The sequence below is a fragment of the Leuconostoc garlicum genome (genome assembly GCF_001998805.1).
Classification (GTDB): Bacteria; Bacillota; Bacilli; order Lactobacillales; family Lactobacillaceae; genus Leuconostoc; species Leuconostoc lactis.
The window spans coordinates 1,260,900-1,286,987 of sequence record NZ_CP016329.1 but is presented as its reverse complement, the minus strand read 5'-3'; the positions used below and the strand labels follow the sequence as shown (position 1 = coordinate 1,286,987).

Annotated in this window: 27 protein-coding genes, 3 pseudogenes and 1 riboswitch; of the genes and pseudogenes, 4 read left to right on the top strand and 26 right to left on the bottom strand. The window is 44.4% G+C overall.

What is annotated here, in order from left to right; genetic code table 11:
• Window positions 1-80: 80 nt before the first annotated feature.
• Together A9176_RS06525 and A9176_RS06520 are read right to left on the bottom strand one after the other, a co-directional pair.
• Window positions 81-1,427 (bottom strand): annotated as a pseudogene (locus A9176_RS06525) (FAD-dependent oxidoreductase).
• 488 nt (window positions 1,428-1,915) lie between these two features.
• Window positions 1,916-2,116 carry a cold-shock protein gene (locus A9176_RS06520; protein ID WP_048701613.1) on the bottom strand — a complete coding sequence of 67 codons (201 nt, stop codon included), beginning with the start codon at window positions 2,114-2,116 and terminating at the stop codon, window positions 1,916-1,918.
• A gap of 263 nt (window positions 2,117-2,379) precedes the next feature.
• Between A9176_RS06520 and A9176_RS06515 the strand changes: the two genes are divergently transcribed.
• The 3 genes from A9176_RS06515 (at window position 2,380) to A9176_RS06505 (ending at window position 5,747) form a co-directional block, all read left to right on the top strand.
• A complete protein-coding gene (locus tag A9176_RS06515; RefSeq protein WP_077282730.1) occupies window positions 2,380-3,681 on the top strand; it encodes a Y-family DNA polymerase in 1,302 nt (433 codons plus the stop codon).
• Complete coding sequence (locus tag A9176_RS06510) at window positions 3,674-4,102, top strand: hypothetical protein (protein WP_077282728.1); 429 nt, start codon at window positions 3,674-3,676, stop codon at window positions 4,100-4,102. The genes A9176_RS06515 and A9176_RS06510 overlap by 8 nt, the downstream gene beginning before the upstream one ends.
• A 109-nt stretch (window positions 4,103-4,211) precedes the next feature.
• On the top strand, window positions 4,212-5,747 hold the full coding sequence (locus A9176_RS06505; RefSeq protein WP_077282726.1) for a glycosyltransferase family 39 protein: 1,536 nt from the start codon (window positions 4,212-4,214) through the stop codon (window positions 5,745-5,747).
• A 59-nt stretch (window positions 5,748-5,806) separates the two neighbouring features.
• Here the strand turns inward: A9176_RS06505 and A9176_RS06500 are convergent, their stop codons facing one another.
• The 4 genes and pseudogenes from A9176_RS06500 to A9176_RS06485 all read right to left on the bottom strand — a co-directional run bounded on the left by A9176_RS06500 (window position 5,807) and on the right by A9176_RS06485 (window position 9,101).
• Window positions 5,807-6,901, bottom strand: a complete 1,095-nt coding sequence (locus tag A9176_RS06500; RefSeq protein WP_431739657.1) for an ABC transporter permease — start codon at window positions 6,899-6,901, stop codon at window positions 5,807-5,809.
• A pseudogene (locus tag A9176_RS06495) lies at window positions 6,898-7,617 on the bottom strand (ABC transporter ATP-binding protein). The gene A9176_RS06500 and the pseudogene A9176_RS06495 overlap by 4 nt, the downstream one beginning before the upstream one ends.
• Before the next feature lie 133 nt (window positions 7,618-7,750).
• Window positions 7,751-8,431 carry a VIT1/CCC1 transporter family protein gene (locus A9176_RS06490; RefSeq protein ID WP_077282725.1) on the bottom strand — a complete coding sequence of 227 codons (681 nt, stop codon included), beginning with the start codon at window positions 8,429-8,431 and terminating at the stop codon, window positions 7,751-7,753.
• 1 nt (window position 8,432) lies between these two features.
• Window positions 8,433-9,101, bottom strand: coding sequence for a VIT1/CCC1 transporter family protein (locus A9176_RS06485; protein ID WP_242943204.1), 669 nt, complete (start codon window positions 9,099-9,101; stop codon window positions 8,433-8,435).
• 182 nt (window positions 9,102-9,283) lie between these two features.
• Here A9176_RS06485 and A9176_RS06480 point away from each other — a divergent pair, with 182 nt between their 5' ends.
• Window positions 9,284-10,150, top strand: a complete 867-nt coding sequence (locus tag A9176_RS06480) for a LysR family transcriptional regulator (RefSeq protein ID WP_077282721.1) — start codon at window positions 9,284-9,286, stop codon at window positions 10,148-10,150.
• A gap of 30 nt (window positions 10,151-10,180) precedes the next feature.
• Here A9176_RS06480 and A9176_RS06475 read toward each other — a convergent pair whose 3' ends face one another.
• The 20 genes and pseudogenes from A9176_RS06475 to ribD all read right to left on the bottom strand — a co-directional run bounded on the left by A9176_RS06475 (window position 10,181) and on the right by ribD (window position 25,808).
• Window positions 10,181-11,386 (bottom strand): PLP-dependent aminotransferase family protein, encoded by a 1,206-nt coding sequence (locus A9176_RS06475; RefSeq protein ID WP_077282719.1) that lies wholly within the window; start codon window positions 11,384-11,386, stop codon window positions 10,181-10,183.
• A 106-nt stretch (window positions 11,387-11,492) separates the two neighbouring features.
• A complete protein-coding gene (locus A9176_RS08900; RefSeq protein WP_242943203.1) occupies window positions 11,493-11,768 on the bottom strand; it encodes an MFS transporter in 276 nt (91 codons plus the stop codon).
• Complete coding sequence (locus A9176_RS06470) at window positions 11,765-12,604, bottom strand: MFS transporter (RefSeq protein ID WP_242943202.1); 840 nt, start codon at window positions 12,602-12,604, stop codon at window positions 11,765-11,767. Before A9176_RS06470 ends, A9176_RS08900 begins: the two co-directional genes overlap by 4 nt.
• Window positions 12,601-13,374, bottom strand: coding sequence for an amino acid ABC transporter ATP-binding protein (locus tag A9176_RS06465; RefSeq protein ID WP_077282717.1), 774 nt, complete (start codon window positions 13,372-13,374; stop codon window positions 12,601-12,603). Before A9176_RS06465 ends, A9176_RS06470 begins: the two co-directional genes overlap by 4 nt.
• Before the next feature lie 10 nt (window positions 13,375-13,384).
• Window positions 13,385-13,594, bottom strand: coding sequence for a hypothetical protein (locus A9176_RS06460; RefSeq protein ID WP_077282715.1), 210 nt, complete (start codon window positions 13,592-13,594; stop codon window positions 13,385-13,387).
• Window positions 13,595-13,659: 65 nt separating this feature from the next.
• Window positions 13,660-14,466 carry an IS3 family transposase gene (locus tag A9176_RS06455; RefSeq protein WP_198150923.1) on the bottom strand — a complete coding sequence of 269 codons (807 nt, stop codon included), beginning with the start codon at window positions 14,464-14,466 and terminating at the stop codon, window positions 13,660-13,662.
• A 45-nt stretch (window positions 14,467-14,511) separates the two neighbouring features.
• Complete coding sequence (locus A9176_RS06450) at window positions 14,512-14,754, bottom strand: transposase (RefSeq protein WP_004912700.1); 243 nt, start codon at window positions 14,752-14,754, stop codon at window positions 14,512-14,514.
• Window positions 14,755-14,764: 10 nt separating this feature from the next.
• Complete coding sequence (locus A9176_RS06445; protein WP_077282711.1) at window positions 14,765-15,394, bottom strand: hypothetical protein; 630 nt, start codon at window positions 15,392-15,394, stop codon at window positions 14,765-14,767.
• 95 nt (window positions 15,395-15,489) lie between these two features.
• A complete protein-coding gene (locus A9176_RS06440) occupies window positions 15,490-16,236 on the bottom strand; it encodes a sensor histidine kinase (RefSeq protein ID WP_077282709.1) in 747 nt (248 codons plus the stop codon).
• Complete coding sequence (locus A9176_RS06435) at window positions 16,237-16,824, bottom strand: hypothetical protein (protein WP_077282707.1); 588 nt, start codon at window positions 16,822-16,824, stop codon at window positions 16,237-16,239. It abuts the gene before it with no gap.
• 4 nt (window positions 16,825-16,828) lie between these two features.
• Window positions 16,829-17,506, bottom strand: coding sequence for a response regulator transcription factor (locus A9176_RS06430; protein ID WP_077282705.1), 678 nt, complete (start codon window positions 17,504-17,506; stop codon window positions 16,829-16,831).
• Between the two features lie 42 nt (window positions 17,507-17,548).
• On the bottom strand, window positions 17,549-17,983 hold the full coding sequence (msrB, locus tag A9176_RS06425; protein ID WP_010003633.1) for a peptide-methionine (R)-S-oxide reductase MsrB: 435 nt from the start codon (window positions 17,981-17,983) through the stop codon (window positions 17,549-17,551).
• 127 nt (window positions 17,984-18,110) lie between these two features.
• Complete coding sequence (pabB, locus tag A9176_RS06420) at window positions 18,111-19,988, bottom strand: aminodeoxychorismate synthase component I (RefSeq protein ID WP_077282703.1); 1,878 nt, start codon at window positions 19,986-19,988, stop codon at window positions 18,111-18,113.
• Entirely contained in the window at window positions 19,975-20,574 is a 600-nt protein-coding gene (locus A9176_RS06415; protein ID WP_077282701.1) for an anthranilate synthase component II, read from the bottom strand. The genes pabB and A9176_RS06415 overlap by 14 nt, the downstream gene beginning before the upstream one ends.
• A 37-nt stretch (window positions 20,575-20,611) precedes the next feature.
• Window positions 20,612-21,300 (bottom strand): annotated as a pseudogene (locus A9176_RS06410) (NADPH-dependent F420 reductase).
• A gap of 2 nt (window positions 21,301-21,302) precedes the next feature.
• Window positions 21,303-22,343, bottom strand: coding sequence for an LLM class flavin-dependent oxidoreductase (locus A9176_RS06405; protein ID WP_077282699.1), 1,041 nt, complete (start codon window positions 22,341-22,343; stop codon window positions 21,303-21,305).
• 168 nt (window positions 22,344-22,511) lie between these two features.
• The gene (ribH, locus tag A9176_RS06400; protein WP_077282697.1) at window positions 22,512-22,991 is read right to left on the bottom strand and encodes a 6,7-dimethyl-8-ribityllumazine synthase; all 480 of its coding nucleotides are present in this window, start codon (window positions 22,989-22,991) and stop codon (window positions 22,512-22,514) included.
• Between the two features lie 12 nt (window positions 22,992-23,003).
• Window positions 23,004-24,197 (bottom strand): bifunctional 3,4-dihydroxy-2-butanone-4-phosphate synthase/GTP cyclohydrolase II, encoded by a 1,194-nt coding sequence (locus A9176_RS06395; RefSeq protein ID WP_077282695.1) that lies wholly within the window; start codon window positions 24,195-24,197, stop codon window positions 23,004-23,006.
• Window positions 24,190-24,786 (bottom strand): riboflavin synthase, encoded by a 597-nt coding sequence (locus A9176_RS06390; RefSeq protein ID WP_077282693.1) that lies wholly within the window; start codon window positions 24,784-24,786, stop codon window positions 24,190-24,192. The genes A9176_RS06395 and A9176_RS06390 overlap by 8 nt, the downstream gene beginning before the upstream one ends.
• Window positions 24,750-25,808 (bottom strand): bifunctional diaminohydroxyphosphoribosylaminopyrimidine deaminase/5-amino-6-(5-phosphoribosylamino)uracil reductase RibD, encoded by a 1,059-nt coding sequence (gene ribD / locus A9176_RS06385; RefSeq protein WP_077282691.1) that lies wholly within the window; start codon window positions 25,806-25,808, stop codon window positions 24,750-24,752. The genes A9176_RS06390 and ribD overlap by 37 nt, the downstream gene beginning before the upstream one ends.
• A 115-nt stretch (window positions 25,809-25,923) precedes the next feature.
• Window positions 25,924-26,068: riboswitch (FMN riboswitch) on the bottom strand.
• Window positions 26,069-26,088 lie beyond the last annotated feature (20 nt).

The window sequence follows — 26,088 nt, the reverse complement described above, 5'->3', positions numbered from 1 at the left end:
AACCCACCCGCTGCTAATCGCGGTTCAGTATACTAAAAAACGCGTCGATACTAGCACAACTAGTATCAACGCGTTATGTGTTATTGAATCAAACCAAAAAGATCATTGAACCCTTCCATCATTGATGGGTGTGAATAAATTTGATCACGCAATGCTTGGTATGGCAACTTGTGATGCATAGCCAAAGAAATCACGTTAATCAATTCTTGTGCTTCGACTGCAAAGAAAGTCGCCCCCAAAATCAGGTCGTCTTCTCCAACCAAAACCTTGAGATAACCACGGGTATTGCCTTCAATATGGGTTTTTGGCAGGCTCGCAACCGGTAACTTAGCGACCCGATAGGCGACATTTTTAGCTTCGGCTTGCGCTTCCGTCAAGCCAATTGTTGCCAATGGTGGATTGGTGAACAACACGTGCGGCACCAAATCTTGCTGTGCCAATGTGGCTTTCCCATCACCGAATAATTGTTGCCAGACAATTCGTGAATCATCGAGTGAGATGTACGTAAACTGGGCACCCCCACGCACATCACCAACTGCCCACACATTGTCAACTGTAGTACGTAGGTGATCGTCTACGACCACGGCACCATTCTCAACAGCAATATCAGTATTTTCCAAACCAAGATTAGCAATATTTGGTCGACGACCAGTGGCAATTAAAACAGCATCAGCTGTCAACGGTGCAACAGGTTCATCATTAGCTTCAAGCGACAAAACAGTGTGATCACCCTCATCAGTCATTTCAACCACTTGTGTTTGATAACGAATCTCGACACCTAAATCAGTCAAAGATTCAGTCACGGCCGTTACAGCTTCTGATTCAACCTGTGGCAACAAGCGATCGTCACGCACCAAAAGCGTCACCTTAGCGCCAAATCGCGCATAAGTCGTAGCGAATTCAACGGCAATATAACCGCCACCAATAATGACTAGGTGTTCCGGCAACGTTTATTTAGCCATCAAAGTGTCTGTTGTATAAACAAACGCACTATCCTTTAGCCCAATAATACCTGGCCAAACTGGCTTAGCACCGGTGTTGATAAAGATGCGTTCGCCCTTAACGGTCTCTGTTGTGCCATCCTTCATTTGGATTGTTAACGTATGATTATCAACAAACTGGGCTGCGCCAGTAATAACTGTTGCCGTTGGTAAATCTGCCACCTTACGATAGTTTGCTTGACGTAATTTACCAATTGTCGCATCTTTCTTTAAGACAGCACGCTGATAGTCCGAACGATCCGTTGCACTACGCGACAAAGTATACAAAAACTTTGACGGGATGCAGCCGACATTAATGCAAGTGCCACCATACATTTGATCCGACTTTTCAAGTAAAATAACAGATTCCCCTTTTGCCGCTAACTTAAAAGCGAGCGTTTTGCCGGCCTTACCAAAACCGACAATGACATTTTTTGCTTCTTTCATACGATCTTTACCACCCATTCTATTTTATTTATGATTATGACCAATTGGTGCCAACAGCTGGGTATTTATTTTTACAAAACTTGTTCATACCTTCATTACACAATGTCTTGAGTTGCAACGCTTTCACGCGATAGTTCTGACTTTCCCTAACTTTTTACTTACAAGTCGATTATATCACTGATAGCAAGATGTACATCAAAATCTGAATTGGATTTAAAAAAATTCATAAAAAAACCACGGTTTACCTTAAAAGTAAACCGTGGTCTTCGGACTAAGAATGCCCAACATGTTATGTTAATATATGGGTTTTTATCATACAGAAAAAATATACTAAAGTAAGGTACAACCACATGTTGGGCCAACGCATGATGCGTTACTACAATAATTTATCATATCAACACTTAAATTGTCAAACCTTTATCAAAGAAAAATACTAAGCACTATAAATAAAAAAGCCCACCTTAGTAAGGTGAGCGTGATTATTGATATTAAGCTTTAACGATGTTTGCAGCTTGCAAACCACGATCTGACGTTTCAACATCGAAAGTCACTGATTGACCTTCATCAAGTGTTTTGAAACCATCGCTTTGAATAGCTGAGAAATGTGCGAAGACATCATCACCGTTTTCACGTGTGATAAATCCAAAACCCTTGTCGCCATTAAACCATTTTACTGTGCCTGTTTCCATTATATGTTTCTCCTTTGGTGCATTCACCAATCTTTATTTGTAATTTTAAATCATTGGTACTGAATGTCCTTCAAAAAAGAGAAATCAAAATCAAAAACTTTATTGCTCATTAACCTTAACACGTATCACGGCGAATAGCAAATTTAAAAGCCCTTGACCACGAATTAATGTGATTATCCATGACCCAAACCCAACACGCACGACTAGACAAATAGAACATTTGTTCGTATAATGAGATCGTTAGTATTTTTGGAGGCTTTGACATGAATGACTATGACTATCGCTTTGAAACAAAACGTGTGGTATTCGTGATTGACACCAAATCTTTTTATGCTTCTGTCGAAGCCGTGGCCCGTGGTTTGCACCCAATGAAAGTGCCGTTAGTCGTGGTATCAAAAGGCCCTAATGTTGGCGGTGGTGGCTTAGTGCTGGCAACATCCCCAATGGCTAAAAAGCGACATGGCTTAAAACATAATGTCAGCCGTCTGAAAGACTTACAAGGATTACCTGATCTTATTCAAGTCCCACCACGCATGAACCACTATATTGACATCAATCTAGCAATTAACAAGATTTATCGTCAATATGTTGCCGACCAGGATTGGCACCCTTATTCCATTGATGAAAGTCTCTTAGATATGACGGATACATGGGAATTTTTTGGGTCAACACCACAAGCAGTCGCCCGTAAAATTCAGCTTGACGTCCATGCCCAAACCGGCTTATACACTACTGTTGGCATCGGGGATAACCCCACTTTGGCAAAAATTGCGTTAGATTTGTATGCCAAGCACGATTCCTCATTTATTGGCGATCTTCATTTTGAAACCGTGCCAGAAAAATTGTGGCCAATCAATCAACTAGATCGTATCTGGTCAATTGGTCATCGCACCGCTCACAAACTCAATCAAATGGGCATTTATAGCATGGCTGACTTAGCACATGCGAACCCATTTCGTTTAAGGAAAGTTTTTGGCCCACAAAATGGGCTACGCTTATACGCCTTAGCTTGGGGCGTCGACCGGACGCTCATTCGCGAAAAAGTGGTCCCCGCGTCTCAAAGTCTAGGCAATTCTCAAATTCTGCCACGCCCCTATACTGATATCAACGATATCCGCATCGTTTTGCAAGAAATTGTGGCGCAAGTTGCTACCCGTTTACGTCAACAGCATTTGCTGGCGGGCACCATCAGTATTCAGATTAACAGCTTCACAACGCGTCAGCAGTGGCAGCAGACACAACGGTTAGCGACCCCGACTAATGTCACTCAAATTTTACAACGACACGCAGCCGCCTTATTGACCCAACATTGGCAAAGCGGTGTTGCCCAGCAATTGGCTGTTTACTTTGGCGAGCTATCATCAGATACTGTGACGCAGTTGGATTTGTTTAACACCCCAGCCACACTCGCCAAACAACAGCAACTCGACCAGGCAATCGATCAGATTCGACAACGTTTTGGTCTGACTAAGCTCGTGTATGGCGCATCACTTGATGCAGCAGCAACAGCCATCAATCGCGCCAATTTAGTCGGTGGACATCAAGGCGGGCAAGTAAATGACTGAACAATACCCAAATTATGAGCCAAGCTGGCCATTGCAAGTTTTTGGTCAGCTTTATCATGACCAAGGCATGAAAAAATGGGGTGGCTTTTATCTCTCTGATCACACAGCAGCCCGGCAGCGCGAAGCCGAAACAGCAGCAGTCGTCGCTGCTCGGCAACGTCACGCGCAAATGAACCTGTCTGATATGATGGCACTGGCACAGTTAGCCATCGAAAAACAGCTATCAGTTACCGCACAAAGCAACACCGCCACCTATAATTTAGCTGGGGATCTTGTCTTGCCCCCACTCATCCAGGGCCCCATTACCGGTTACACCACACAACATCTCCGAATTGCACAAACAATCTTAGCTTGGGCGGACATGCGCTGGTTGGCTATACTTGACGAACATCAGAAAAGCACCACTTCACCAAGCCGTTAGTTTCCATCACGATACCAATCACAAGTTTATCTGCAAAACATCATTATATTTGTTATGATAGTGCTATCTGTGTTTAAATTCATCGGAACTTTTGGAGGAACTTTCAGTTATGCAACGCGTGTTTTATCGCATGATTAACACCGCCACTTTAATCTTGTTACTGCTGGCACTCTTCTTATCATTGCAATCCAGTACACTATCACCCTGGCAACTGGGTAATCGGTTGATTATCGGCCTTTTTGTGGTGCTATTGCTGAGTTATGTTGGGACACTTTTACCCCTACAACGGCCAATCGCCATTATTTGGCGGTGGTTTAAATCCCATCACAATAGCTTATTCTGGCTAGCATTTTGTCTACTGGTAAGCTGGCAAGTCGCATTACTCATGACGTTGCAAACTGACGTTGGTTCAGATGCGCAAGTGATTTTAGGTGGTTTAGAAACGCCACAAACCATTGCCCACTATTTATCCATTAATCCCAACAATACCATGTATTTTTTCATGAGTTTCGTCATGTCAAAAGTGATTGGGACCCAATTATGGGCATTTAAATTAGCGACGCTTGTCATCATTGATGTCTCAGTCCTACTCTTTCGCTTATTTGCTAAAACATATTTTAACTCACGCGCGATTGCCAATAGTGCGACTTTAATTTTTGCCTACTTTGTCATGGCTCAACCTATCTTTATCCTCCCTTACACGGATAACTACGGCCTCTTATTTACCAGTTTGGCACTCCTTTGCCTACTCAAAGGGTTTAAAACCAACAAATGGGGATTTCTGTACCTCACGGTAGCTGGTATCGCCCTGGGATTGCTCTACTTATTGCGCCCTAGCGCCATTATCTTTGTCATCGCCTTGGTTGTTTTTTTGATCATCTCACCAAAGTATTTGCGTCGTACGCAATCGCTTAAAAAAATAGTACTATTAGGGCTGACTGGTGGCTTGTTTTTTGCCATGACTGTCGTATCGTTTAATAGTTACGTGGCGAAACAACAAATCGTTACCATTGATCCGACAAAAGGGTTCCCTGCCGTCCATTATATTTTGCTCGGTAGTTACGGTAATCCTGAGGATAAAAACACGGTGCACGGCACATTTAATGACGCAGACTACGGATTCGCCATTGCTTATCCCAATAAAGACGCGCGCAAAAAGCCAGAATTACAGCGCCTGATTGCTCGTACGCAAGAACGCGGACTGGGCGGTTCGTTGAAATTCTATCTCATGAAATATAGTGATAATGTCGATACTGGTATCATGGGGGCCCACCGCGAGCAGTTGTGGTCAACCGTCCGAACACTCAAACAAAAAAATACCGCCAGTCAAAAGTTACAAGATGTCATTTATCAACATAACATTCAAGTTGGCGATCGCGTCACTTGGCATGCGAATTACCAATTTATCATGCAACTGGTTTGGTTACTCATTTTAGTTGCTATGATTTATACGACCTGGTTTTATCAAACAAACGCTAAAACGACCTTGATTTCACTTACCTTACTTGGCGGTCTCCTGTTCTTATTGATTTTTGAATCTGGTGGGACAAAATACATGATTCAATACACGCCATTTATCAGTTTATTAGCCGGCTATGGCCTTTATCACATGTGTCAACGACAAACATACATGAGCCGCCATTAATTAAAAAGCTGAAGTAGCCATGACTACTTCAGCTTTTTTACTTGTCGTTTTACAGCCATCTAAACACGACGATATTGCTTTAAACCGCGAATATTGATCCCGGTCAAAATGATGAAGAAACTAAGTAAAACCAAACAGTCAAACCAAATATGGGTCAGACCGAAACCTTGCATCATAATTTTTTTATCCGCATTGGCGACATATGTCAAAGGCAGAATGTATTGTACTTTCGCAAGCCACGGGTTGATGGTATCCAACGGCACAATCCCTGAAAAGAAAATTTGTGGCACGACAATCAGCGGAATAAACTGCATCATTTGGAATTCGGAAGCCGCAAAAGTCGACATCAAGATACCTAGCGCCAACGCAACTAATGCTAAGAGTATATTCGTCACAATAACCCAACCAATCTGGCCAACAATTGGCAAGTGCAATGCGTACACCGTGTACAAAACAATCGTTAACGTTTGTAAAATGGCAAGCACGCCATAGCTAATGGTATAGCCAAAAATAATCTGTCCACGGCGAACTGGTGTGGCTAACAAGCGTTCGAGCGTCCCTGTTGTGCGCTCCTTCAAAATAGCCATGCCACTCACTAAAAAGACGAAGAAAAAGACAAAGAATCCCATTAGAATGGGCAGCACCGTATCCATATACCGTGTCTGACTAGCGCCATATAGATAAGTTTGTTCTACCTTTGGCCGAAGTTGTGCGTCCAACGCTTGTTGATGAGGTAATGCGCTAACGACCTGCAGCAATGTTTGCAACTTATTTTGCGTTAAGGTATTTTGTAGGGCTGCTTTGGCTAAAGTTGTTTTATTCACATCCAAATTAGCATACGTTGCCTGATATGTATGCGTGGCCTTTTTGTAGACAATCACGCTATCGACCCGCTGCGCTTTTAACGCATCATGCGCAGCCGCTTCAGTTGTATAACTAGTTTGCGTGACATGTTTGACCTGACCGAGTTGCTTCGCCACAGGCGTTGGCATCTGTACCGTACCAATTTTGACAGACGGTGTGGCATTCGTATTAAAAATTAAATTCATCAACGTTAAAATCAACAACGGTGCCAAAAACATCAACGCCAATGTACGTTTATCCTTCGCCAATTCCTTTAAAATACGTTGTCCAATGACCATACTTTTCATCATTTGGTAGCCTCGACTTCCGCTTTCAAGAACACCTGCTCTACTGTTGAAACGTCATACTGTGCTTTGAGTGCAGCAGGACTATCATCAGCGATAATGCGGCCATCAAAAAGGAGCACAACACGATCAACTCTTTCAGCTTCGTCCATCACATGCGTGGTCATCAAAATGGTCTTTTGGTTGGCTTGTTGACGCCGTAATTCCTCCCAGATTTGAAGGCGCAGCGCAGGATCAATGCCGACCGTGGGTTCATCTAAAATTAATAAATCCGGTTCCCCTAACAATGCAATAGCGAGTGACAGGCGGCGTTTCATGCCTCCCGAATAGCCTTTAACTTGTTGTTTTAAGGCAGCAGTTAAATTAACAATCTGCGCCACCCGACTAATTTCGTGATCAACAGCTTTAATATCACGCATTTGTGCGAAAAATTTAAGGTTATCATAGCCAGTCAGCGTCTCATAAAGCGCATCATTTTGCGCCATGTAACCAATTTGAGCTAACGCTTTGCGATTTGGCATCCGCGTCTCAAAAATATACGCTTCACCTGTGTCAGCTTGTGTCATGCCAAGGGCTAGTTTAATCACCGTTGATTTTCCCGAACCAGACGGGCCAATTAACCCTAACAATTACCCCGTTGGTAACTGCAAGCTCACGTGGTCAAGCACTGTACGTGTCCCATATGATTTCGTCATATTTTGGAGTGCCAAAATAGTTGTCATCCGCATTCTCCGTCATTCAATTTTACTTGATTATACGTCTGAGAAAATCATAAGTAAACACTTTACCCAATCGCAGTATTGCATGGCCTGTCACCAACTAAAAAAGCTAAAGTAGCACTGGCTACCTCAGCTTTTATTTGAGCAAAGTCCCAATCCAATAAGTAAATCCCATCGTAATCACACCCGTTAAAACATTACGCAATATAGCGGGTAATTTTGGTGCGTGACCTGACCAAGCACTTAGCCAGCCAGTCAAGAAGAGTGCCCACAGCGTGGCCATGACCGTCCCAATCACTTTATAGTCCTGCGGCAAAAATGCCACGGCTAATAGTGGCCAAATCCCCCCAGAAACCGAGGCGATAAAGGATGATACTAACGCATGTGACGGGCTTAAATATTCACCCACAACAATCCCATGCTTAATCTGAACATAGTGTTTTAAAGCATCCTTGGCCATTAAATCATCAGCGACTTGGGCCGCCAATTCAGGGGTTGCACCTCGTTGTTCATAGTACGTCGCAATTTCATCATGAACGACTTGCGGTTGTGTGGCTAATAAAGTTTCAGCCTTGGCAACAACGGCTTGTTCGGTATCTTTTTGAGACGACACAGATACAAATTCACCAGAAGCCATGGAAAAAGCGACCGCAAACATTTCAGCAACGCCCGCCACAAAGATAACCGTGTTATTTGTTGTCGCACCCGTGACCCCTAAAATAACACCGGCACCACCAATGATTCCATCGTTAGCACCTAAAATCCCTGCACGAATAATATTTAATCTTTCAGATAATGATAATTTCTTTTTTGTCATGTTAAGCAACCATGAGTAAACCAACTACATACGTGACCCCCATGGTCACGACTCCCATCAACACACTCCGTAAAATCACCCGTGTTTTCGGCGTATTACCATAAACGGCTGAGAAATAGCCCGTTAACACAAGCGCTAACACCACAAAAACAAGTGTGGTAATGACGCGATAAGGTGCCGGCACTAGCGTCATGCCAACCATCGGTAAAATCGCCCCAATTGGGAAAGCGATCATCGAGGCCAATGCTGCTTCAATTGGTGAAATCAAATTATCTTCATCAATACCATAACGGGCATGTAACGTTTCGTTCAAGCCATCTTGCTGCATCGTTTGTTGCGCTAACGCACGGGCATGCTCGGCAGTAATGCCATCAGCTAAATAGTGTTGTGTTAGAAACTCTTTTTCTTGGTTAAAATGTTGATCCAACGCCATAATCTGCTGTGCGCGTGCTGCGCGTTCAGAATCTAGCTGTGAGTTAACCGAGACATATTCCCCCGTCGCCATGGAAAAAGTCCCCGCAATGGTAGCCGTTAACCCAGCCAAGAAAATAGCCCAAGCATTCATTGAGGCCCCGTAGACCCCAAAAACAACGCCTGCAATCGAGATAATCCCATCATTAGCACCCATCACAATGGCGCGTAAAATATTAATTCGTTTACTAATATGCATTTCCATGGGGACATTATAGCACAAAATAACACGTGTTTCAGCTTAAAATCTGTCAAAAATGAGATGTTTAATCGTTGTCACACCAGACTATATCGCGTGATTATTAAGTGTGGTACGATAATACTATCAGCATATCTTCATGGCCAATTATCAGGGCGCATTGAAAAATCAGGAGTGTTATTGTGAACACATTCATCTATGAAACCATCGTCACAATTGTTGAAGAAAAGTCCTTCCAAAAAGCATCTGAAAAACTCAACATTACAGCCAGTGCGGTCAGTCACGCCATTAATCAAATCGAAAAAAAATACGGGTTCCCCATTTTTATTCGTAACCGTGCAGAAGTCTCTCTAACGACGAATGGGGCGCAACTTTACCCCATTTTTCGTAAAATTCTCGCCGAAGAAACAGAACTCGAAAAAACAGTGCAAGCAATCCAAGGTTTAGAATCTGGGGTCATTAAAATTGGTGCCTTTAGTAGTGTCTGCATTAATTGGCTCCCCGATATTTTGCGTAATTACGCCAAACAGTTTCCCAATATCGCCGTTTCTCTGACCCAAGATAACTTTTCAGATATTAGCCAACACGTCGCCTATGAAGAACTTGACCTCGGCTTTACGCTTCTCCCCGTCTCCGAAAACGTCAAAGTCAGTGAACTCCTGCGCGATGAAATTAAGTGTGTCGCGCCTGCAAACTTTCAGCCTCGTAATGGGAAAACTATTACTAAGGCAGATTTAAAAGGTGTTCAATTCATGTTGCAAAAAGCGGATTATGACCGTGACACCAAAAAAACGTTGGATTTTTACGATGTTCGCCCAAATACCATTAACTTCTCCATTGATGATCAATCAATTGTTTCAATGGTTGAAGCAGGCCTGGGTTTCGGTATTTTACCTGATTTAGCGCTTAGAAAACTAAGCGGTGACGTCAGCATTTTCTCATTCGATGAACCTTTTTACCGCACCATCGCCCTTGTCCAAAGTAAAAACGACATTTTATCGCCAGCCGTGCGTGCCTTAGTCCAAGAAATTGAAACTTATCTCAGCTAAAAAAGCCAATCGTAATGACAGATTGGCTTTTTATTGTGCAACAAACAGGTGTTGATGTAACGCTTTGCCCAAACGCGCAATCCCTGTTCTGATGTCGTCTGGCGTTGCACCAGTAAAGTTTAACCGGAATTGATGAGTCACCTGCCGTGAAGCATATTGCATCTCTGATGGCACATAGACAACTTTGGCTTGTGATAACATCTGTTCGGCTAATAATGCGGTTGCATTAACCTCTTCGGGCAAACTCACCCAGATAAAGAAGCCACCATTTGGCTGCGTAAACGTCACTGTGTCTGGCATATCAGCAGCTAAACAAGCTAACATCAACGCACATTTATCACGATATTTGGCATTAATGGTTGCAATATGTGCCTGAATGTCATGCTTGGCTAAATAGTGATCAATCGCCATCAAGCTAATATACGACGGTTGGATATCAAGTCCTGATTTGATTTTTAAGAACAATGCCATTAATGCCGGATTGGCCACAAGCCAGCCCGTACGCAAAGCCGGCGATAAAATTTTAGAGAAACTAGAAATTAAAATCACACGGCCGTCTGTGTCTAATGCGGCTAATGATGGCACGGCCTCGCCAGTGTAACGCAAATAACGGTAGGGGCTATCTTCAATGATGCAAAAGTCATATTGTGCAGCTAAAGCTAATAATTGCTTGCGCTTCGCCAAGCTCATGGTTACCCCAGTTGGGTTTTGAAAATCGGGAATCGTATAGACAAATTTTGTCTCTGGATACTGCTGTAAGGTTGCTTCTAACTGTGCCATATCCATACCATCAGCTTCTAAACTCACTTCATGATAAATCGGCTCATAGCTATCAAAGGCATCTAAAGCCCCCATATAAGTTGGTGCTTCAACGATAATATGGTCATCCTTATCTAAAAAGGCGCGCCCAATAATATCAATGGCTTGTTGCCCGCCTTGCGTCATCATAATCTGATCAGCTGTTGGCCGGTAATCAAAATAAGTTGCCGTCAAAGCCGCAATTTTTTCTCGCAGTGATAATGGCCCTTGCGTATCGTGATATTGAAAAATTGACGCACCTGCCGTAGCAATCGCTTCATTAAAAGCCTGAGCTAAAGCCTCGCTAGGAAAAACCGCTTCATCTGGCAGTCCCATTCCAAAAGAAATATTTTCTGGATCAGCCGCCTGGGCAAAAATTTGATCCATGTTTAACTCTGCTGTTTGTTGGTAACGGGTTGATAAATGTGATCGTGTCATAAGCGTTTAGTCCTCTTGCTTTCTTGACAACTATCATACCCGAATCCAAACATGAATATGACGAAACTATTTTAATTTAACATGAATAAAATTCATTTATTATCAGTTACACTGATTGTCGCAAGATTTGACGATAGCGCATGACAAGGCTTAACGTCGTGGCAACCAATATCGCAGCGACACAATACACCGCAAAATAGCCAAAATAACTGGCAAAAATCCCCCATATAATGGCCCCCATACCATAAGCTACGTCCGTTCCGGATGAAAAAATAGCGGTCGCACGACCACGCTGTGCTGGCAAGATATCCCGTAGTACGACGGCATTCATCAAGGGCATCAACAACGCAAAGCCAAGGCCAATTAATCCGCCGGCGATCAAAAATCCCCCAATGCCTGGACTAAACGCAATGCATATAGCGTCAAGGGCAACCCTTTTTCAAACCCAAATTGGACTAAAAAGGCGGCCACGGCGGCGTTGGCGAAAGCAGCAATAAAAACAACCAAACTTGGCGCCCAAATACTCACTTGTGCAAGCAATGCCAAAATTCCAACTGGAGACGTTGCCGCAGTCGTTTGCTGCGCTTTGACATCATAAGTGTCACGCACCAAAACCGTTAAACCCAGTGCCACAATAACCAAACCCAGACTGAAATAAAACATCGCCTGAAATCCCCAATGATTGACGATTAAGAGGCCAATTGCTGGCCCAACTGCTGCTGGTAAGGTTTGTGAAATACTGAAGTAGCCTAACCCAATGGATAGCTGTCGTGGGGGTAATTTGTCAGCGACCAGCGTTGCAACTGCGGTACTTTGCGTGCCATTACCAATACCTTGAAACGCACGCAGTAAAATCAAAACAAGTAATGATTGACTAAAAATCAGTAAGCCGAAATCGACCACTAAAACGAGCAACCCAATCACGATTAATGGCTTGCGCCCAAAGCGATCAATCATTTTACCCACAGGCACACGCGCTACTAAGGCTGCTAACCCCCAAATCCCAATCACCAAGCCCGACATCATCGCATTGCCACCTAATTGTGTCACATATAATGGTAACGTCCCCATTTGTGCGGTCACGGCGGTCATGACCATAAAATTAATCACCATTAACAACAGAAAATCTTGTTGAAAAAGACGCTGCGTCTGACCAACATGGCGGTCTTTGGCGGCGTCTTTGGTATGCGGCATCAGCCGATCATGCTGTTGTATCATAGGCTGACCAATTCAGCGGCACTGAAATCTTGACCAGCTAAGCGCGCTAGGAATTTCTGTGTGCGATGATCTTGTGGTGTATTAAAGATGGCTGCAGGCGTCCCTGATTCCACCACCATACCACCTTCCATGTACAAAATACGATCCGCCACTTCATAAGCAAATTGCATTTCATGGGTCACAACAATCATCGTATGCCCGGCTTGTGCTAGTTTTTTCATGGCAGTTAACACTTCCCCCACAAGTTCCGGATCAAGCGCACTCGTTGGTTCATCAAATAAAAGCAATTCTGGTTCCATGGCCATCGCCCGCGCAATACCGGCACGTTGCTGCTGGTCACCGGAAAGCTGTGCGGGATAATAGTTCACGCGATCAGCCAACCCAACTGCTGATAAGGTGCGTAAGCCCAGTTTAGTCGCCGCCGCCCGTGACATTTTCTTCACGCGAATCAACCCTTCAATTACATTTTGTAAAACCGTCATATTTGGGAACAAAGCATGTCCTTGAAACACCATCGCTGTTTTTAAAATTAAGTCACGCGTATTTTTGGGGTCATGACCAGCAAAATCTTTGGTCACCTCATCAATTCTAATCTGACCACGATCTGCCTTTTCTAACGTGTTAAGACAACGCAAAAAGGTTGTTTTGCCCGATCCAGAAGGGCCTAAAATGACAATCACCTCGCCTTTTTCAATCGTAAGATTAATCCCTTTTAAAATTTCCTTGCCATAAAATGATTTATGGACATCCTGAATTGTAATAAAGCTCATGGTTGACCTCCTAATTTAGCACTACGTTGTCAGATATACCTGTACTGATCACATCGTAGGCATTGTCAAATGCCGTCATCACGATATCGCGAACGGCGGCCGATGTGTAATAGGCAATATGTGGGGTGAGTATCACATTCTCAAATGCTTGTAACGCCTGATAATATGGGTTTGTTTGAAAGCCTTGGGTATCTTCATTTTCTAAAGCATCTAAGGCCAACCCACTAAATTTACCTTGTCGGACTGCTCAGAAGTCAATAAATTGGACTATTTTTATTCAGTTAATTAAGCAACATTTGAGATACGATTACTATTATAAAAATTGATATACCAACCAATGGCTGCTTGGACTTCAGTTAATGTTTGGTATGCCTTCAAATAAACCTCTTCACGCTTCAATATTGAATGAAACGCTTCCATACGGCCATTATCGTACGGATGGCCTTTGAGTGAATATGAATGTTTCAAGCCATAATTTTGACATTTAATATTAAACTCAGCACTCGTGTATTGTGACCCCATATCTGAATGAATAATGACTGGCTTTCGATGCTTATCTAACGCCATCTGTAAGGCACTTGTGGCTAGCTCGGCTGTCATTGTATCGCCAATTTTAGAGCCCAATACTTTTCTCTTCTCAGGATCCAAAACGGTCGCTAAATAGACCCATCTATGATTAGTCAACTGAATATAAGTGATATCTGTTTGCCAAACACCGCTTAAATCATGCAAATGTCTAATCAGATTGGGTTTTTGATCAACCGTCACAACAGTTTTGGGTTTGCGATAATGTTTTTGCATGCGGGATTTAATCCCTAATTCACGCATCAATTTGAGTGTCATATATTCAGATATTTTTGGACAGTCATTGTTTAGTTGACTATAAGCAGCAATACGACGATAGCCATAAAATTTAAAGGTTTTCCAAACGTCTAAAATATAAGGTTTTAGGGATTCTCTACGCTTTTCTTGTCGACTGGGCTGCCAATGGCGCCAGTTGTAATAGGTACTAGGTTTGATTTTAAGTGCACTTAAAATACGCACAAGCGCGTAGCCTTGTGCTAAAAATTGATTAACTAGCGGCAATCCCACATTACGGACTATTTTTTGGCTAGTAAGATGGCCGCTCAATGCCTGTCAGGCTATGCGTGATAAAATTTCGTTTTCTTCCTCCAAAATAGCGAGGCGTTTCTCTAGTTGCTTGACGTCTTTTAAAGTCTTTGACTGACCCTTGATCATGATTGGGGTAGCTTGTTTAACCCAAATAGCAATAGAATCTTTTGATGGTCCAAATTCTTCTGCTAATGATTTGAGTGAACGGCCTTCTTGGTGAAGTTTAACCAATGAATCTTTGAAATCTTGTGAATAACGAATTGACATAAAAATACTCCTATACTTTCATTTTACGGACTGAATAAAAATAGTCCATTTTTTTAGTATAAGAGCACCAAAATGTGAACGTATCAAAGCGACCAAAATACTGGCGGTAAGCAATAATGGCCAAAAAGACCAACCCGAGATAAACCCAAGTATCTAAGAAACCAAGACGCAGCGATTCCGCTAACCAATCACCGACTGCCGTCCCTAAAGTAAAACTCAACGTGACCGTTGCCCAATAAAACAGCTCACGATGATTGGTTGTAATGGTGTGCACAGACAGATTATGCGCATTGCGATACCACAACACAAAGGTAACTATTAAGGCTGAACCATAAATCACAAACGCAGCGACATACGATATGCCAATGCCATGGGTCGCATCCGCAATGAAAGTACCAAAAATTGCTAAGCTTAACAAAGTTAACCAATAAGTCCAAACACGGTAGCGCGGTTGCCTAAATTGTAAAAACAGAAATACCCCAAAGCTCAGTAAGCCAATGGCCAAATCCGCAACTGGTCCTAATGTCTGATTGAAAAAATCCGACCAAGATTCCCCTAACCCAGTGGTAATTAGTTTTGTGGCCCAAAATGCTAGCCCAATGGCCGGCACCTTTGTCGCCAAATATGTCCGTTCTGTCATCAAAATAAAAAACCTGCCTTCATAAACTAACCTTAGTTTAGCGCAGGTTTTAATTTCATACTATGGTACCATTCTGATGGTTTTCTGATAATTTGTCAGGAAGTTTGTGGTGCTAGGAATGTCAAAGTGACAATCGTCCCGACTGGTTGATTATCGGATAAGGCAATACTGATGTTTTGACGCGCCGCTAATTGTTGCGCCAAGGCCAGTCCCAACCCATTGCCTGGTGTTTCCGAACGCGAGTCATCCCCACGATAAAAACGATCAAAGACTCGCGTTTTATCCGCTGCCGAAATCCCTTGCCCAACGTCTTTAATGATGACTTGGTTCAACGCACTCGTCACGACGATTGGCGAATCGGCTGCAGAATATTTAGCGGCATTATCCAAAATAATCCGCACTAATTGTACAAATTCGTTCACCCGTAAGTGGACCGAAAAGTCAGTTAACGTTGTGATTACGTGACGCTTGGTGTCGATTTCAAAAGCCGTCACAATATCTTGCAACACAGGCGCAATTTGAACAACTGTTGGTGGATTCACGTGATCATCAGTAGCCCGCGACATGTCGAGTAACGTATCCACCAAATTTTGCATCCGCCGCGATTCTTGATCTAACATGGCAATCGCCGTTGGGATAATTTCTGGATGGGTTGCCCCACGCCGTTTGATCAGGTCAATATTGCCACGAAAGCCCGCTAACGGCGTTTTCAATTCATGCGAAGCGTTGCTAATAAAGGCACGCTCTTTCTCAATTTGTGCTTGCAGTTGTTGTAACCAATCTTGTAAATGTTGATTCAACGTGACAATTTCTTCAGCCCCGTCAATATCAGGCAACGTCAACTACTTAGTTCCGGCTTGATCTAATTGTTTCACTGCACGTGTTAAAGTCAATAACGGCGCATTCAAATCTTGCGCCAGTTGCCGCACAATAAATATCGCTAAGACAAAAATCACAGTTAGCGTCACAAATAAGGCGGTACTGACGGTCAGCACCATCCCAATCACTTCAGCTAAACCAATATAAATTTGATAGGTCATGTTACCAATATGGCCCGTTTGATAGTAATAAAAATAACGTTCGCGCGCTTTATAGATCATCCCAAACCATAAATGCCGCCCTTTAATTCGTTTGAGAAAAGCCTCACTCCCAGTAGAATAATACGTGGCCTGCTGGGACTTAATCACGACAAATGTATCACGAGTATCAATAGTCGAATTCCGACGCCAGTTCGCCCAGTCAAAACGAGAATCAATATCAGCACCACGTAAACTGGTCACAATGCGCTGGGCATCGGCCGTACGCGATTCGAGTAATTGATAACTGACTGTACTCAGCACCACCACTGTCGTGGCGATATAAATTAACGCAAATAATTTAACATAGGCTCGGGTCATCAAGGCAACCGCTGCGTTTTGACGTCGTCTCATACGCTTAATCTCCGACACGCATAACATAGCCTAAGCCACGTGCCGTTTCAATCAAGGACGGTTGGCCATCACGCGCAATCTTTTGACGTAAATGGCGAATATTAACATCAACTGTGTTATATTGCCCCGCAAAATCAATGCCCCAAACATGATCAAGAATGGCATCACGTGACATCACCTGACCTTCATGCTGCATCAAAAAAGCCAACAAATCAAACTCACGCTGTGTGAGGGCAATCAGCTGATCACCTCGTTGTACCCGATGTGTCGTCGTATTTAAGGTTAAATCGGCCACTTCAAAAACAGTTTGCACCGGCGCAACTTGGCGGCGTAACACCACCCGCAACCGTGCTAATAATTCTTCAGTTTCAAAGGGTTTCGTCAAATAGTCATCTGCCCCATTATCAAGCCCCATGACCTTATCATCTAACTCACTTTTAGCCGTCATCAGAATCACTGGCAACGTCTGATTAGTTTGCCGAACATGACGTAAAACAGCCATCCCACTCTTTTTTGGCAACATCCAATCCAATAATACAGCATCTACAGTTTCTGATGCCAATAAGGCGAGCCCTTGTTGCCCGTCAAAGGCCTGCAAAACCGTGTAACCTTCAAACGTCAATTCATTTTTAAGATAAAATTGCAGACTCATCTCGTCTTCAATGATTAAAACAGTCGCCATGCATCCTCCAAAGCGTTACAAAACGATTAGCCGTTATGAACCTTACGCTTCGTCGTCAATATGTGCTAAATAGTCGCCATAGCCCGCAGCAGCCATCTCTGCTTTCGGAATAAAACGCAGCGCTGCTGAATTAATGCAGTAGCGTTGCCCACCCGTTTCGGCTGGGCCATCAGGAAAAACATGTCCCAGGTGTGAATCTGCGTGCCGCGACTTCACTTCAACGCGTGACATGCCATAACTATCATCTGCTTGTTCAACGATATGATCCGTAATGGCAGCCGTAAATGACGGCCAACCACAGCCAGCATCATACTTCTCTTTTGAAGTGAATAGGGGTTCCCCACTGACAACATCAACATACAGGCCTGGCTCATAAAAATCATCATACTTGCCCGAAAACGGCCGTTCCGTTGCAGCGTTTTGCGTCACGTTATATGCTTCAGCATCTAATTTTGCTAAAATTTCTGACTTATCCATGGTGTCTCCTTTGCCGATTCGTACCATTTATACCAAAACAAGTATCTCTTGATATCTGTGAGCCCAACAACTCACATTTTGTAAGTCTATTGTACCTTATTTTGGCTTCACCGCGGCATAAAAACAATCAGATCCCAACGAGATCAATCGCAACCAGACCACGAACGGCATTTGTCATATAAAAAGCGTCAAAATTAACTAACTCACTCACCGGAATCTCAGCATATATGACGTGATGCGTTTTGGCAAATTCTGCTAAATACGTCCCCGGCAAAGCTTGAGTGCTTGGTGTCACATAAGTATCACCGCGTTTCGCTAGGAAATTACCAATTGACAACTCGGTCACGACACCATCTGTATGGAACAACACATCTTGGTAGCCCTGTGTTTTTGCGCGCACTACTTCCGGATGAAATACCTTTTGAAATGTCGGCCCGGATAACTTGTATTGGGTCAGGACGGACGGGGCAATCGCTTCATCCGCTAACTTCACGCGATACGGTCCCACTAAAGGCGGTAACGGCCGTGTGGTAGCGGATAATGTGTCGCCATCGGTACTAACCCGTAGTACCCCATCCGGACTTTGAGCAGCTAAAGCTTGTAGCTGTTGTGACAAGTCCGGTTGGTGATACTGTCGCGCAAGTCGCGTGACATGGGCCGATAAATTTAATAACTGGCCATCTTTGACTTGTCCAGTGGTAAAAATTGGGGTCGGTAGCGTCTCAATCCCAAAAACAGTTAAAAATGGTTGCGCCTTGACCAGGATTTCATCAAATTCAGCGGCAGCATCACTTTCATAAGTGACCCCACCCCCAACCCCAAGCTGGTAAGTCTGCCCATCAAAAGCCAATGTTCGAATCGCAATGTTCATATCTAAATCGAGCTGCCGATTCAACCAACCTTGCATCCCCGTATAAATCCCACGTGGTCGTTTTTCCAGACTGGCAATCACGGCTTGCGCACTTTTTTTTGGGGTGCCAGTAATGGAGCCGCCGGGAAACATTGCTGTCATGAACTCAGTAAAGGTCAGATCCGCCTTCACACGACTTTGAATAGTCGTCACAAGTTGATGAACATGCGCAAAGGTTTCCACGGCAGCCAATTTTTTCACAACCAAATGGCCTGGTTCACTAATGCGGGCCACATCATTACGCAATAAATCGGTTACCATCAATAGTTCTGCATGGTCTTTAGTATTATTTGCGAGTTTGGCCAGATTTTGCGCATCTTCTTCAGGCGTTTGGCCGCGCGCAATCGTCCCCTTAATCGGTTTGGTGGTCAATTCACGGTCATGAATGGCGACAAAGCGCTCGACTGAACTTGAAATTTGGGTCATTTCCCAATCTGGATAGTGTAAGAAACTGGCAAAAGGCGCTGGATTTTGCGTCACTAATGCTTGAAAAACACTAATCGGTTCAGCATCAGATAAAATATCAAATTGTTGGGTCAAATTACCGACATACAGATCACCAGCGGCCATATGCGCCCGCATTTTTTCAACACTGGCCATATATTCCTGACGCGTCTGATCCATAAAAATCGCCGCCGGTTGCCGCACGGCTGGGACTTTCTGTGGTGTTGGTAATGGTGAAGTTGCCGATAACCAATAGGCTTGGTCAGTTTGCTCAAACTGGGCGACATATAATTGCTGTGTCTCGTGGTCAAACAGCATGAGCTCGTCATACAGGCTAAATCGCGCCGGATCACCTTCATAACTCACAAAGCCTAAGATTTCAGGTTGGATCGGCCAGTCCGATAATTCTGGTAGTTTGGTTGTGCGCAGCGCATCCACCGCTTCAGAAAAGGATAATGTCGTTTTTGCCTGATTGATACGGACAACACCATCACGTTGCGTGACCGTTGCAAACGGCGCATGGGCCAAAATACTGAAGTGTTCCGACGCCTCAGGCTGACTCGTATAAAGCAAAACGATTTCTTCATCTGGCCGATAATGCGCCAAGAAAACATCCCAAATATTGGCATTATCGCGCTTAAATTTTTTCAAAATCCTGTACCTGCTCCAAAAAATTGTTTAAAATATCGTAACCATGTGCCGTCATCCAACTTTCCGGATGAAACTGTACCGACCAGATAGGCAACGTTTGATGATGCATGGCTTGAATAACGCCATCTTCACTACGTGCATCAACACAAAAGACCGCCGGTAATGCGGTTACAATCAGCGAGTGATACCGTGCGACTTGAAAATTTTGGGGCAACCCCGTCATGAGACCTTGACCAGTATGCGTCAAAGTTGACGTCACCCCGTGTTGTGGCCGATCCCCGCGAATCACTTGACCACCAAAAACGTCTGCAATGACCTGATGTCCCAAACACACCCCAAGAATTGGTAAGCGTCCTGCGTAAGTCGTCACGACTTGACGAGAAAATGCCGCTTCTTTTGGTGTTTTTGGCCCTGGTGAAATCACAATCGCTTGATAGTCGGCTTGCACAGCAGCCGGCGCTTGCTTAACTTGTTCGGCTAAGGCATCCGCTTCAGTCACGACCGTCACGTCTTGCCCTAACTCTTTCAAGTAGGTTACGAGCAGGTAAGTAAATGAATCATAATTGTCAATCAATAGAATACGCATGGTCACCTCATCACTTTTATTATACTAAAAAAAACGCCTACAAAGCGGCGTTTTCTCGAGCTGATTTAATTTCTTGACCACGTGGTGATTGCGCAAAACGATCAATCATGGCTTGTAATTCTGGTAACGTTACATTGGCACCAAATACTTCACTGCCAGGTTCGAGCATGATGCCATTTGCCAATGGTCCAACATAGAGACTATCAAAACCTAAATCATTGATAAACCCACGAACTGTCGCAATGGCGGCGTCATCATCACCGGCCAGTGCCAATGCCTTACGCTTTGGTGTCCCTGCTGGTGCTGACTCGTCAAATAAATCATGGTAACCCATATGATTAAAAGCTTTTATCACTTGACTATTGGATAAAAGCGTTGGACTAATTCACTTGACGATTGCAAAGGATTGGTTAAATCAGTACGAATCCCATCAACTTCCCACCAATAATTCATCGCATCTAACACGAGTTTACCATCTAAACCAGAGCGATCAATTGTTTCATATTTACTTAATGGCAAGGCTAGGATGACCAAATCGGCCTTAGCCTCCGCCTCTGCTGCCGTGACGGCTTTTGCGCCAGGTGCTAACACTTCAACTGTTAAAGCGATTTTTTCAACTGATCCAGAGCCAGCAATCAACACCTCGTATCCAGCTTTTAAGGCTAATTGTGCCAGTACGATCCCAACTTTTCCAGCCCCCAAAATACCGACTGTTTTAATCGCCATGGTTAATCCTCCGCTAATAATTCTCGTACACGTGGGATGACTTCAGTGGCGTACAATTCAATCATCCGTTCACGGGCTGCTGCGGGTTGCTCACCAGCACCATAAACCAAATCAAAACGGCCAACCCCAAGCGTCTTAATCGCTTTAGCCATGCGTTGGGCAACCACTTCTGGTGTGCCGACATACATTGAACCAGATTGGATTTCGTGTTCAAAGTGTTCGCGAGACATTGGTGCCCAACCACGCGTCACCCCAATTTTATCAAAGGCGAGCTTAATATTTTCCCAAGCCATCTCAACAGCAGCTTCTTGCGTATCAGCAATGAAACCGTGAGAGTGCATTCCCAATGGGTGCGTTGGCATCTCAAACTGCTTAGCCGCCCGTTCGTACAGTTCAACATACGGCTTGAAACGAATTGGATCGCCACCAATAATGGCTAAAATCACCGGGAAACCAAAATGCGCTGCGCGGACAATCGATTCTGGTGAACCACCGACACCAACCCAGGTGTCCAAATGACCTCTTTCCGTTTTTGGAAAGACGTCGGCTTGTTTCAAGCTCTGGGTAAATTCACCTTGCCAATCAAACGGCTTTTCTTCTAATAACTTTGAAAACATGGCGATTTTTTCTTCAAATAAAGCATCGTAATCACCAAGATCGTAACCAAACAATGGGAATGATTCTGTGAAAGAACCACGCCCTAAAATAATCTGGGCGCGACCGTTAGAAACGGCATCCAACGTTGAAAAACGTTCAAAGACACGGACTGGATCATCAGAACTCAAGACCGTCACACCAGAACCAAGGGTAATTTGCTTTGTTTGTGTCGCAATCGCGGCCAAAACTGTTTCAGGACTAGAAATGGCAAATTCTTCACGGTGGTGCTCACCTAGCGTAATGACATCAACGCCTAATTCATCGGCCAACACCGCTTCTTTGACAACTTGACGCAACGCTTGCGCATACGTCATCAACTGCCCATCACTGTTTTTGGGGACATCCCCAAATGTATCTAATCCTAAAATTACTTTTTCTGGCGCCATGTTCTGCTCCTTGTTTTCACTTATTTTTTATAAGTAAATTTTATGTTGAAATGTGACATTTGTCAACCAATATGTTTAACAACAAAAAAAGCAAGCGGTTAACCGCTTGCTCAAATGTTTTTGAACTTAGTTCAAATGATGTGGCCGATGGCTTGTGCACCATGCTGTTTATTGCCGCGCAATGGGCACAATTTGGTCATAAAGACTAAGCACTTCGAGTAAACTCAGCGTGACTTCAGCGCCTTTATTGCCAGCTTTGGCGCCAGCACGATGTTGGGCTTGTTCTAATGTGTCCGTCGTGACCACACCAAAGACAATTGGGATTGACAACGTCTGACCGAGCGCTACCACCCCATCCGCCGCAGCATTAATCACTAAGTCATAGTGCGCGGTATCGCCTTTAATCACAGCGCCCAGCGTCACAATCCCATCAAAGGCTTGCGTTTCGGCGACTTGCTTGGCCACCATTGGGATTTCAAATGCCCCTGGCACCCAAAATACACTGATATTTTCTGCTGCGACACCGTGCATGACTAGCGTCGTTTGCGCACCTTTTAAGAGTTGCTCAGTAATTAAATCATTAAATCGACTGACAACAATTGCAATTCGTCGATGTTCATGTTGCGTGAAATGGCCTGAATAGATCATCATGGTCTCCTTTTAGAGTTGGTGCTGGAATTTTTCTTTTTTGGTTTGTAAATAGGTTTCGTTATAGGGGTTTTTGCCAACTAACAACGGCACACGCGCGACAACGTCAATCCCACACGCTTTTAAAGCAGTCACTTTATCTGGATTATTGGTGATTAACCGAATCGTCGTCAAACCCGCCGCCCGCAGTATCTCAGCTGCTTGGCTGTAAGTTCGTTCATCAGGTTGATGATTGAGATGTAGGTTAGCATCATAGGTATCGAACTGGTGCTCTTGCAAGACATAACTACGTAATTTTTCATGCAAGCCAATTCCCCGCCCTTCTTGTCTCAGATACAAAACGGCCCCACCATCTTGGGCGACCATGGCCAATCCAGCTTGTAATTGCGGGCCACAATCACAACGATAGGACCCAAACGTATCCCCAGTTAAACATTCAGAATGTAACCGTACTAATGGCGGTTCTGATACTGATTGTTGACTGCGGAGTAAGAGCGCTGGTTCCGCTTGACCGGTTTGATATTCCGTTAACATCAAATCGCCGTACCGCGTTGGCAAATGAACGGTTACGCCTTCCTGAATACTTAACGTCGCTTCAAATTCACGATACGCCACCAAGTCAGCCATACTTAATTGTTGTAAGCCATGCGTTGCGGCTAACTTGGCCAAACTTGCTTCTCTGGCCATATGGCCATCATCAGATAAAATTTCAATAATATAGGCGACTGGTGGCACACCGGCAATCTTGGCCAGTTCAACCGCCCCTTCCGTATGCCCTTGTCGTTGCAAGACGCCACCATCTTCAGCAACCAATGGGAAAATATGACCAGGTGTTTCAAACTGTTGGGCCCCAGCACTCAAATTCGCGAGTTGTTGAATTGTATGGGCCCGTTCAAAGGCCGACACCCCTGTTGTGCTATCAATGTGATCGACGCTCACCGTAAATTTTGTCCCAAATTTTTCTGAATTCTGTTGCGTCATTTGCGCTAATCCGAGCGCAGCAGCCCGTTCAGCGGTCATCGGCACGGCCAGTACCCCACGGGCAATAGTGAGCGCTTGATTAATTTTTTCAGGCGTCACAAATGAGGCTAACCCGACTAAATCACCCTCATGTTCACGGTTTTGGTCATCTGTTAAAATGATCAGTTCGCCTTGCTTTAAAGCTGCCACCGCCTGCCGGACACGGGCTTGTACTGTATCACTCATGTGTCGCTCCCATCAAATATTTTGCTAAAATGTCAGTTTCAAGATTAACCTTGTCCCCGACGCGTAAGTCACTTAACGTTGTGTGGGTCAAGGTATGTGGAATTAACCCGATTGTGAAAGTATCTGTTGCACAAGTGACCACGGTCAAACTGACGCCTGACACGGTAATGGCGCCTTTTGGCACAATTTGTTGTCGTAATGTCGATTGCTCAGGTTTAAATGTCAATAACACAGTGTCCTCAATTTGAGCAACTTGCGTCACTTGTGCCATGCCGTCGACATGTCCTGACACAATATGCCCGTCAAACCGATCCGTTACCAACATGGATTTTTCCAGATTAACAGCTTGCCCAATCTGATATTGTTGCACAATGGTCGTGGCATAAGTTGGTTGCATAATGTCAAAGGTTGCTACGTCAGCTGTTTTCGTCACAATCGTTAAACAAACGCCATCAATCATGATACTATCCCCAATCTTACTGGTCTCAAAAAAATGATTAGACGCGGTCACCTGGAGGCGCAATGTTTGTGATAATTGCTGCTGAATGCTGGTTACACGACCAATGGTTTGCGTGATGCCTGTAAACATGTGGCAACCTCCTGATTAATATAACGTTGTCGTTGCGTATGACCGATGCGTTGAATATCATCTGGCAACTGTGGCAACACAATCCCGCTGACGCCGTTAGCTAAAAGACTATCTGCCGTGTAAATGAGACATTCATGCCAGAGTTGGGCTTGTAAGAAGCTCCTCATCAGAGTAGGACCGCCTTCGACCATCACAGATTGCATGCCCCGACGACCAAGATCAGCAATCACCCCAGGTAACCCCGCCGACATCAATACAACATTTGGTTGTTGGGCAAATTGTGCATTTTCTGTATACACTAACCAATCTTTTAAGCGGGCCGCAGGTTCATGCGCCAAGCGACCACGCCGATCAATCACTACCCGTTGCGGTTGTTGATGCGTTAACACCACATCACGTACCGTTAAGCGTGGCTGATCAATACGCCACGTCTCAGAACCGACAATAATAGCACTATGTCGCGCACGCTGGCGATGGACATCTAAATCCGCTACGGCATCCGTGATTTTACTACGTTGCCCACGCACTGCACTCACATAACCATTGTGTGATTGAGCTAATTTGAGTTGAATATAGGGTTGGTGCTGTTCGTGATACTGATAAAACGCTGGATTAAGCTGCCGACTATCATCAGTATCAAGCACGACCACTGAAATACCGGCAGCGCGTAATTTTTGGACACCTAAACCATGTGTGGCTGGGTTAGGATCCAAGTCACCAATCACCACTCGTGCCAGCCCCCAGTCACGGATCGTTTCAGCACAGGCGGCTACTTTACCACGGACTGCACATGGTTCCAGCGTGACATACAGCGTTGCCCCCTGTGCATCACGGGCAGCGCCTAAGTGATGAAACGCATTCATTTCCGCATGCGCCCCACCAAACCGTTCATGCCAACCAACCGCCAAGACTTGATCGGCCTTCACGATTACCGCGCCAACCCGCGGATTTTCAAAAGTTTGTTCTGGCTGTGCCTTGGCAGCCGCTATAGCTGCCAGACGAAGCCCTGTTAAATCATCCATCTTTACCTCCTGTATTTTCAGGACAAAAAACCCGATATGCTAATAACAGCACATCGGGTTTACAGTAATTTGATCGATTCAAAAAAGCCCAAGATAGAGAAAATCCCCATCTTGCCTATCTCTTCTCCCATCCAGACTTTAACTGTCGGTCACAGATTCTCACTGTGTCAACCGCATGAACAATCACGCGGGTCACGGACTTTGGGACACGTTGTCCCATCACCGTCGGTCGGGAATTTCACCCTGCCCCGAAGATTAATTATTTAACCCTTTCAGAGTA

Bases quoted from the DNA above. Each gene is read 5' to 3' on its own strand.
- A9176_RS06405 (WP_077282699.1), bottom strand. From the start codon at position 22,343: ATGGCGCCAGAAAAAGTAATTTTAGGATTAGATACATTTGGGGATGTC.
- A9176_RS06470 (WP_242943202.1), bottom strand. From the start codon at position 12,604: ATGATACAACAGCATGATCGGCTGATGCCGCATACCAAAGACGCCGCC.
- A9176_RS06435 (WP_077282707.1), bottom strand. From the start codon at position 16,824: ATGAGACGACGTCAAAACGCAGCGGTTGCCTTGATGACCCGAGCCTAT.
- A9176_RS06510 (WP_077282728.1), top strand. From the start codon at position 3,674: ATGACTGAACAATACCCAAATTATGAGCCAAGCTGGCCATTGCAAGTT.
- A9176_RS06465 (WP_077282717.1), bottom strand. From the start codon at position 13,374: ATGAGCTTTATTACAATTCAGGATGTCCATAAATCATTTTATGGCAAG.
- A9176_RS06430 (WP_077282705.1), bottom strand. From the start codon at position 17,506: ATGGCGACTGTTTTAATCATTGAAGACGAGATGAGTCTGCAATTTTAT.
- A9176_RS06490 (WP_077282725.1), bottom strand. From the start codon at position 8,431: ATGACAAAAAAGAAATTATCATTATCTGAAAGATTAAATATTATTCGT.
- A9176_RS06520 (WP_048701613.1), bottom strand. From the start codon at position 2,116: ATGGAAACAGGCACAGTAAAATGGTTTAATGGCGACAAGGGTTTTGGA.
- A9176_RS06450 (WP_004912700.1), bottom strand. From the start codon at position 14,754: ATGTCAATTCGTTATTCACAAGATTTCAAAGATTCATTGGTTAAACTT.
- A9176_RS06415 (WP_077282701.1), bottom strand. From the start codon at position 20,574: ATGCGTATTCTATTGATTGACAATTATGATTCATTTACTTACCTGCTC.
- A9176_RS06515 (WP_077282730.1), top strand. From the start codon at position 2,380: ATGAATGACTATGACTATCGCTTTGAAACAAAACGTGTGGTATTCGTG.
- ribD (WP_077282691.1), bottom strand. From the start codon at position 25,808: ATGGATGATTTAACAGGGCTTCGTCTGGCAGCTATAGCGGCTGCCAAG.
- A9176_RS06445 (WP_077282711.1), bottom strand. From the start codon at position 15,394: ATGACAGAACGGACATATTTGGCGACAAAGGTGCCGGCCATTGGGCTA.
- A9176_RS06395 (WP_077282695.1), bottom strand. From the start codon at position 24,197: ATGAGTGATACAGTACAAGCCCGTGTCCGGCAGGCGGTGGCAGCTTTA.
- A9176_RS06505 (WP_077282726.1), top strand. From the start codon at position 4,212: ATGCAACGCGTGTTTTATCGCATGATTAACACCGCCACTTTAATCTTG.
- ribH (WP_077282697.1), bottom strand. From the start codon at position 22,991: ATGATCTATTCAGGCCATTTCACGCAACATGAACATCGACGAATTGCA.
- A9176_RS06485 (WP_242943204.1), bottom strand. From the start codon at position 9,101: ATGCATATTAGTAAACGAATTAATATTTTACGCGCCATTGTGATGGGT.
- msrB (WP_010003633.1), bottom strand. From the start codon at position 17,983: ATGGATAAGTCAGAAATTTTAGCAAAATTAGATGCTGAAGCATATAAC.
- A9176_RS06390 (WP_077282693.1), bottom strand. From the start codon at position 24,786: ATGTTTACAGGCATCACGCAAACCATTGGTCGTGTAACCAGCATTCAG.
- A9176_RS06500 (WP_431739657.1), bottom strand. From the start codon at position 6,901: ATGATGAAAAGTATGGTCATTGGACAACGTATTTTAAAGGAATTGGCG.
- A9176_RS06475 (WP_077282719.1), bottom strand. From the start codon at position 11,386: ATGACACGATCACATTTATCAACCCGTTACCAACAAACAGCAGAGTTA.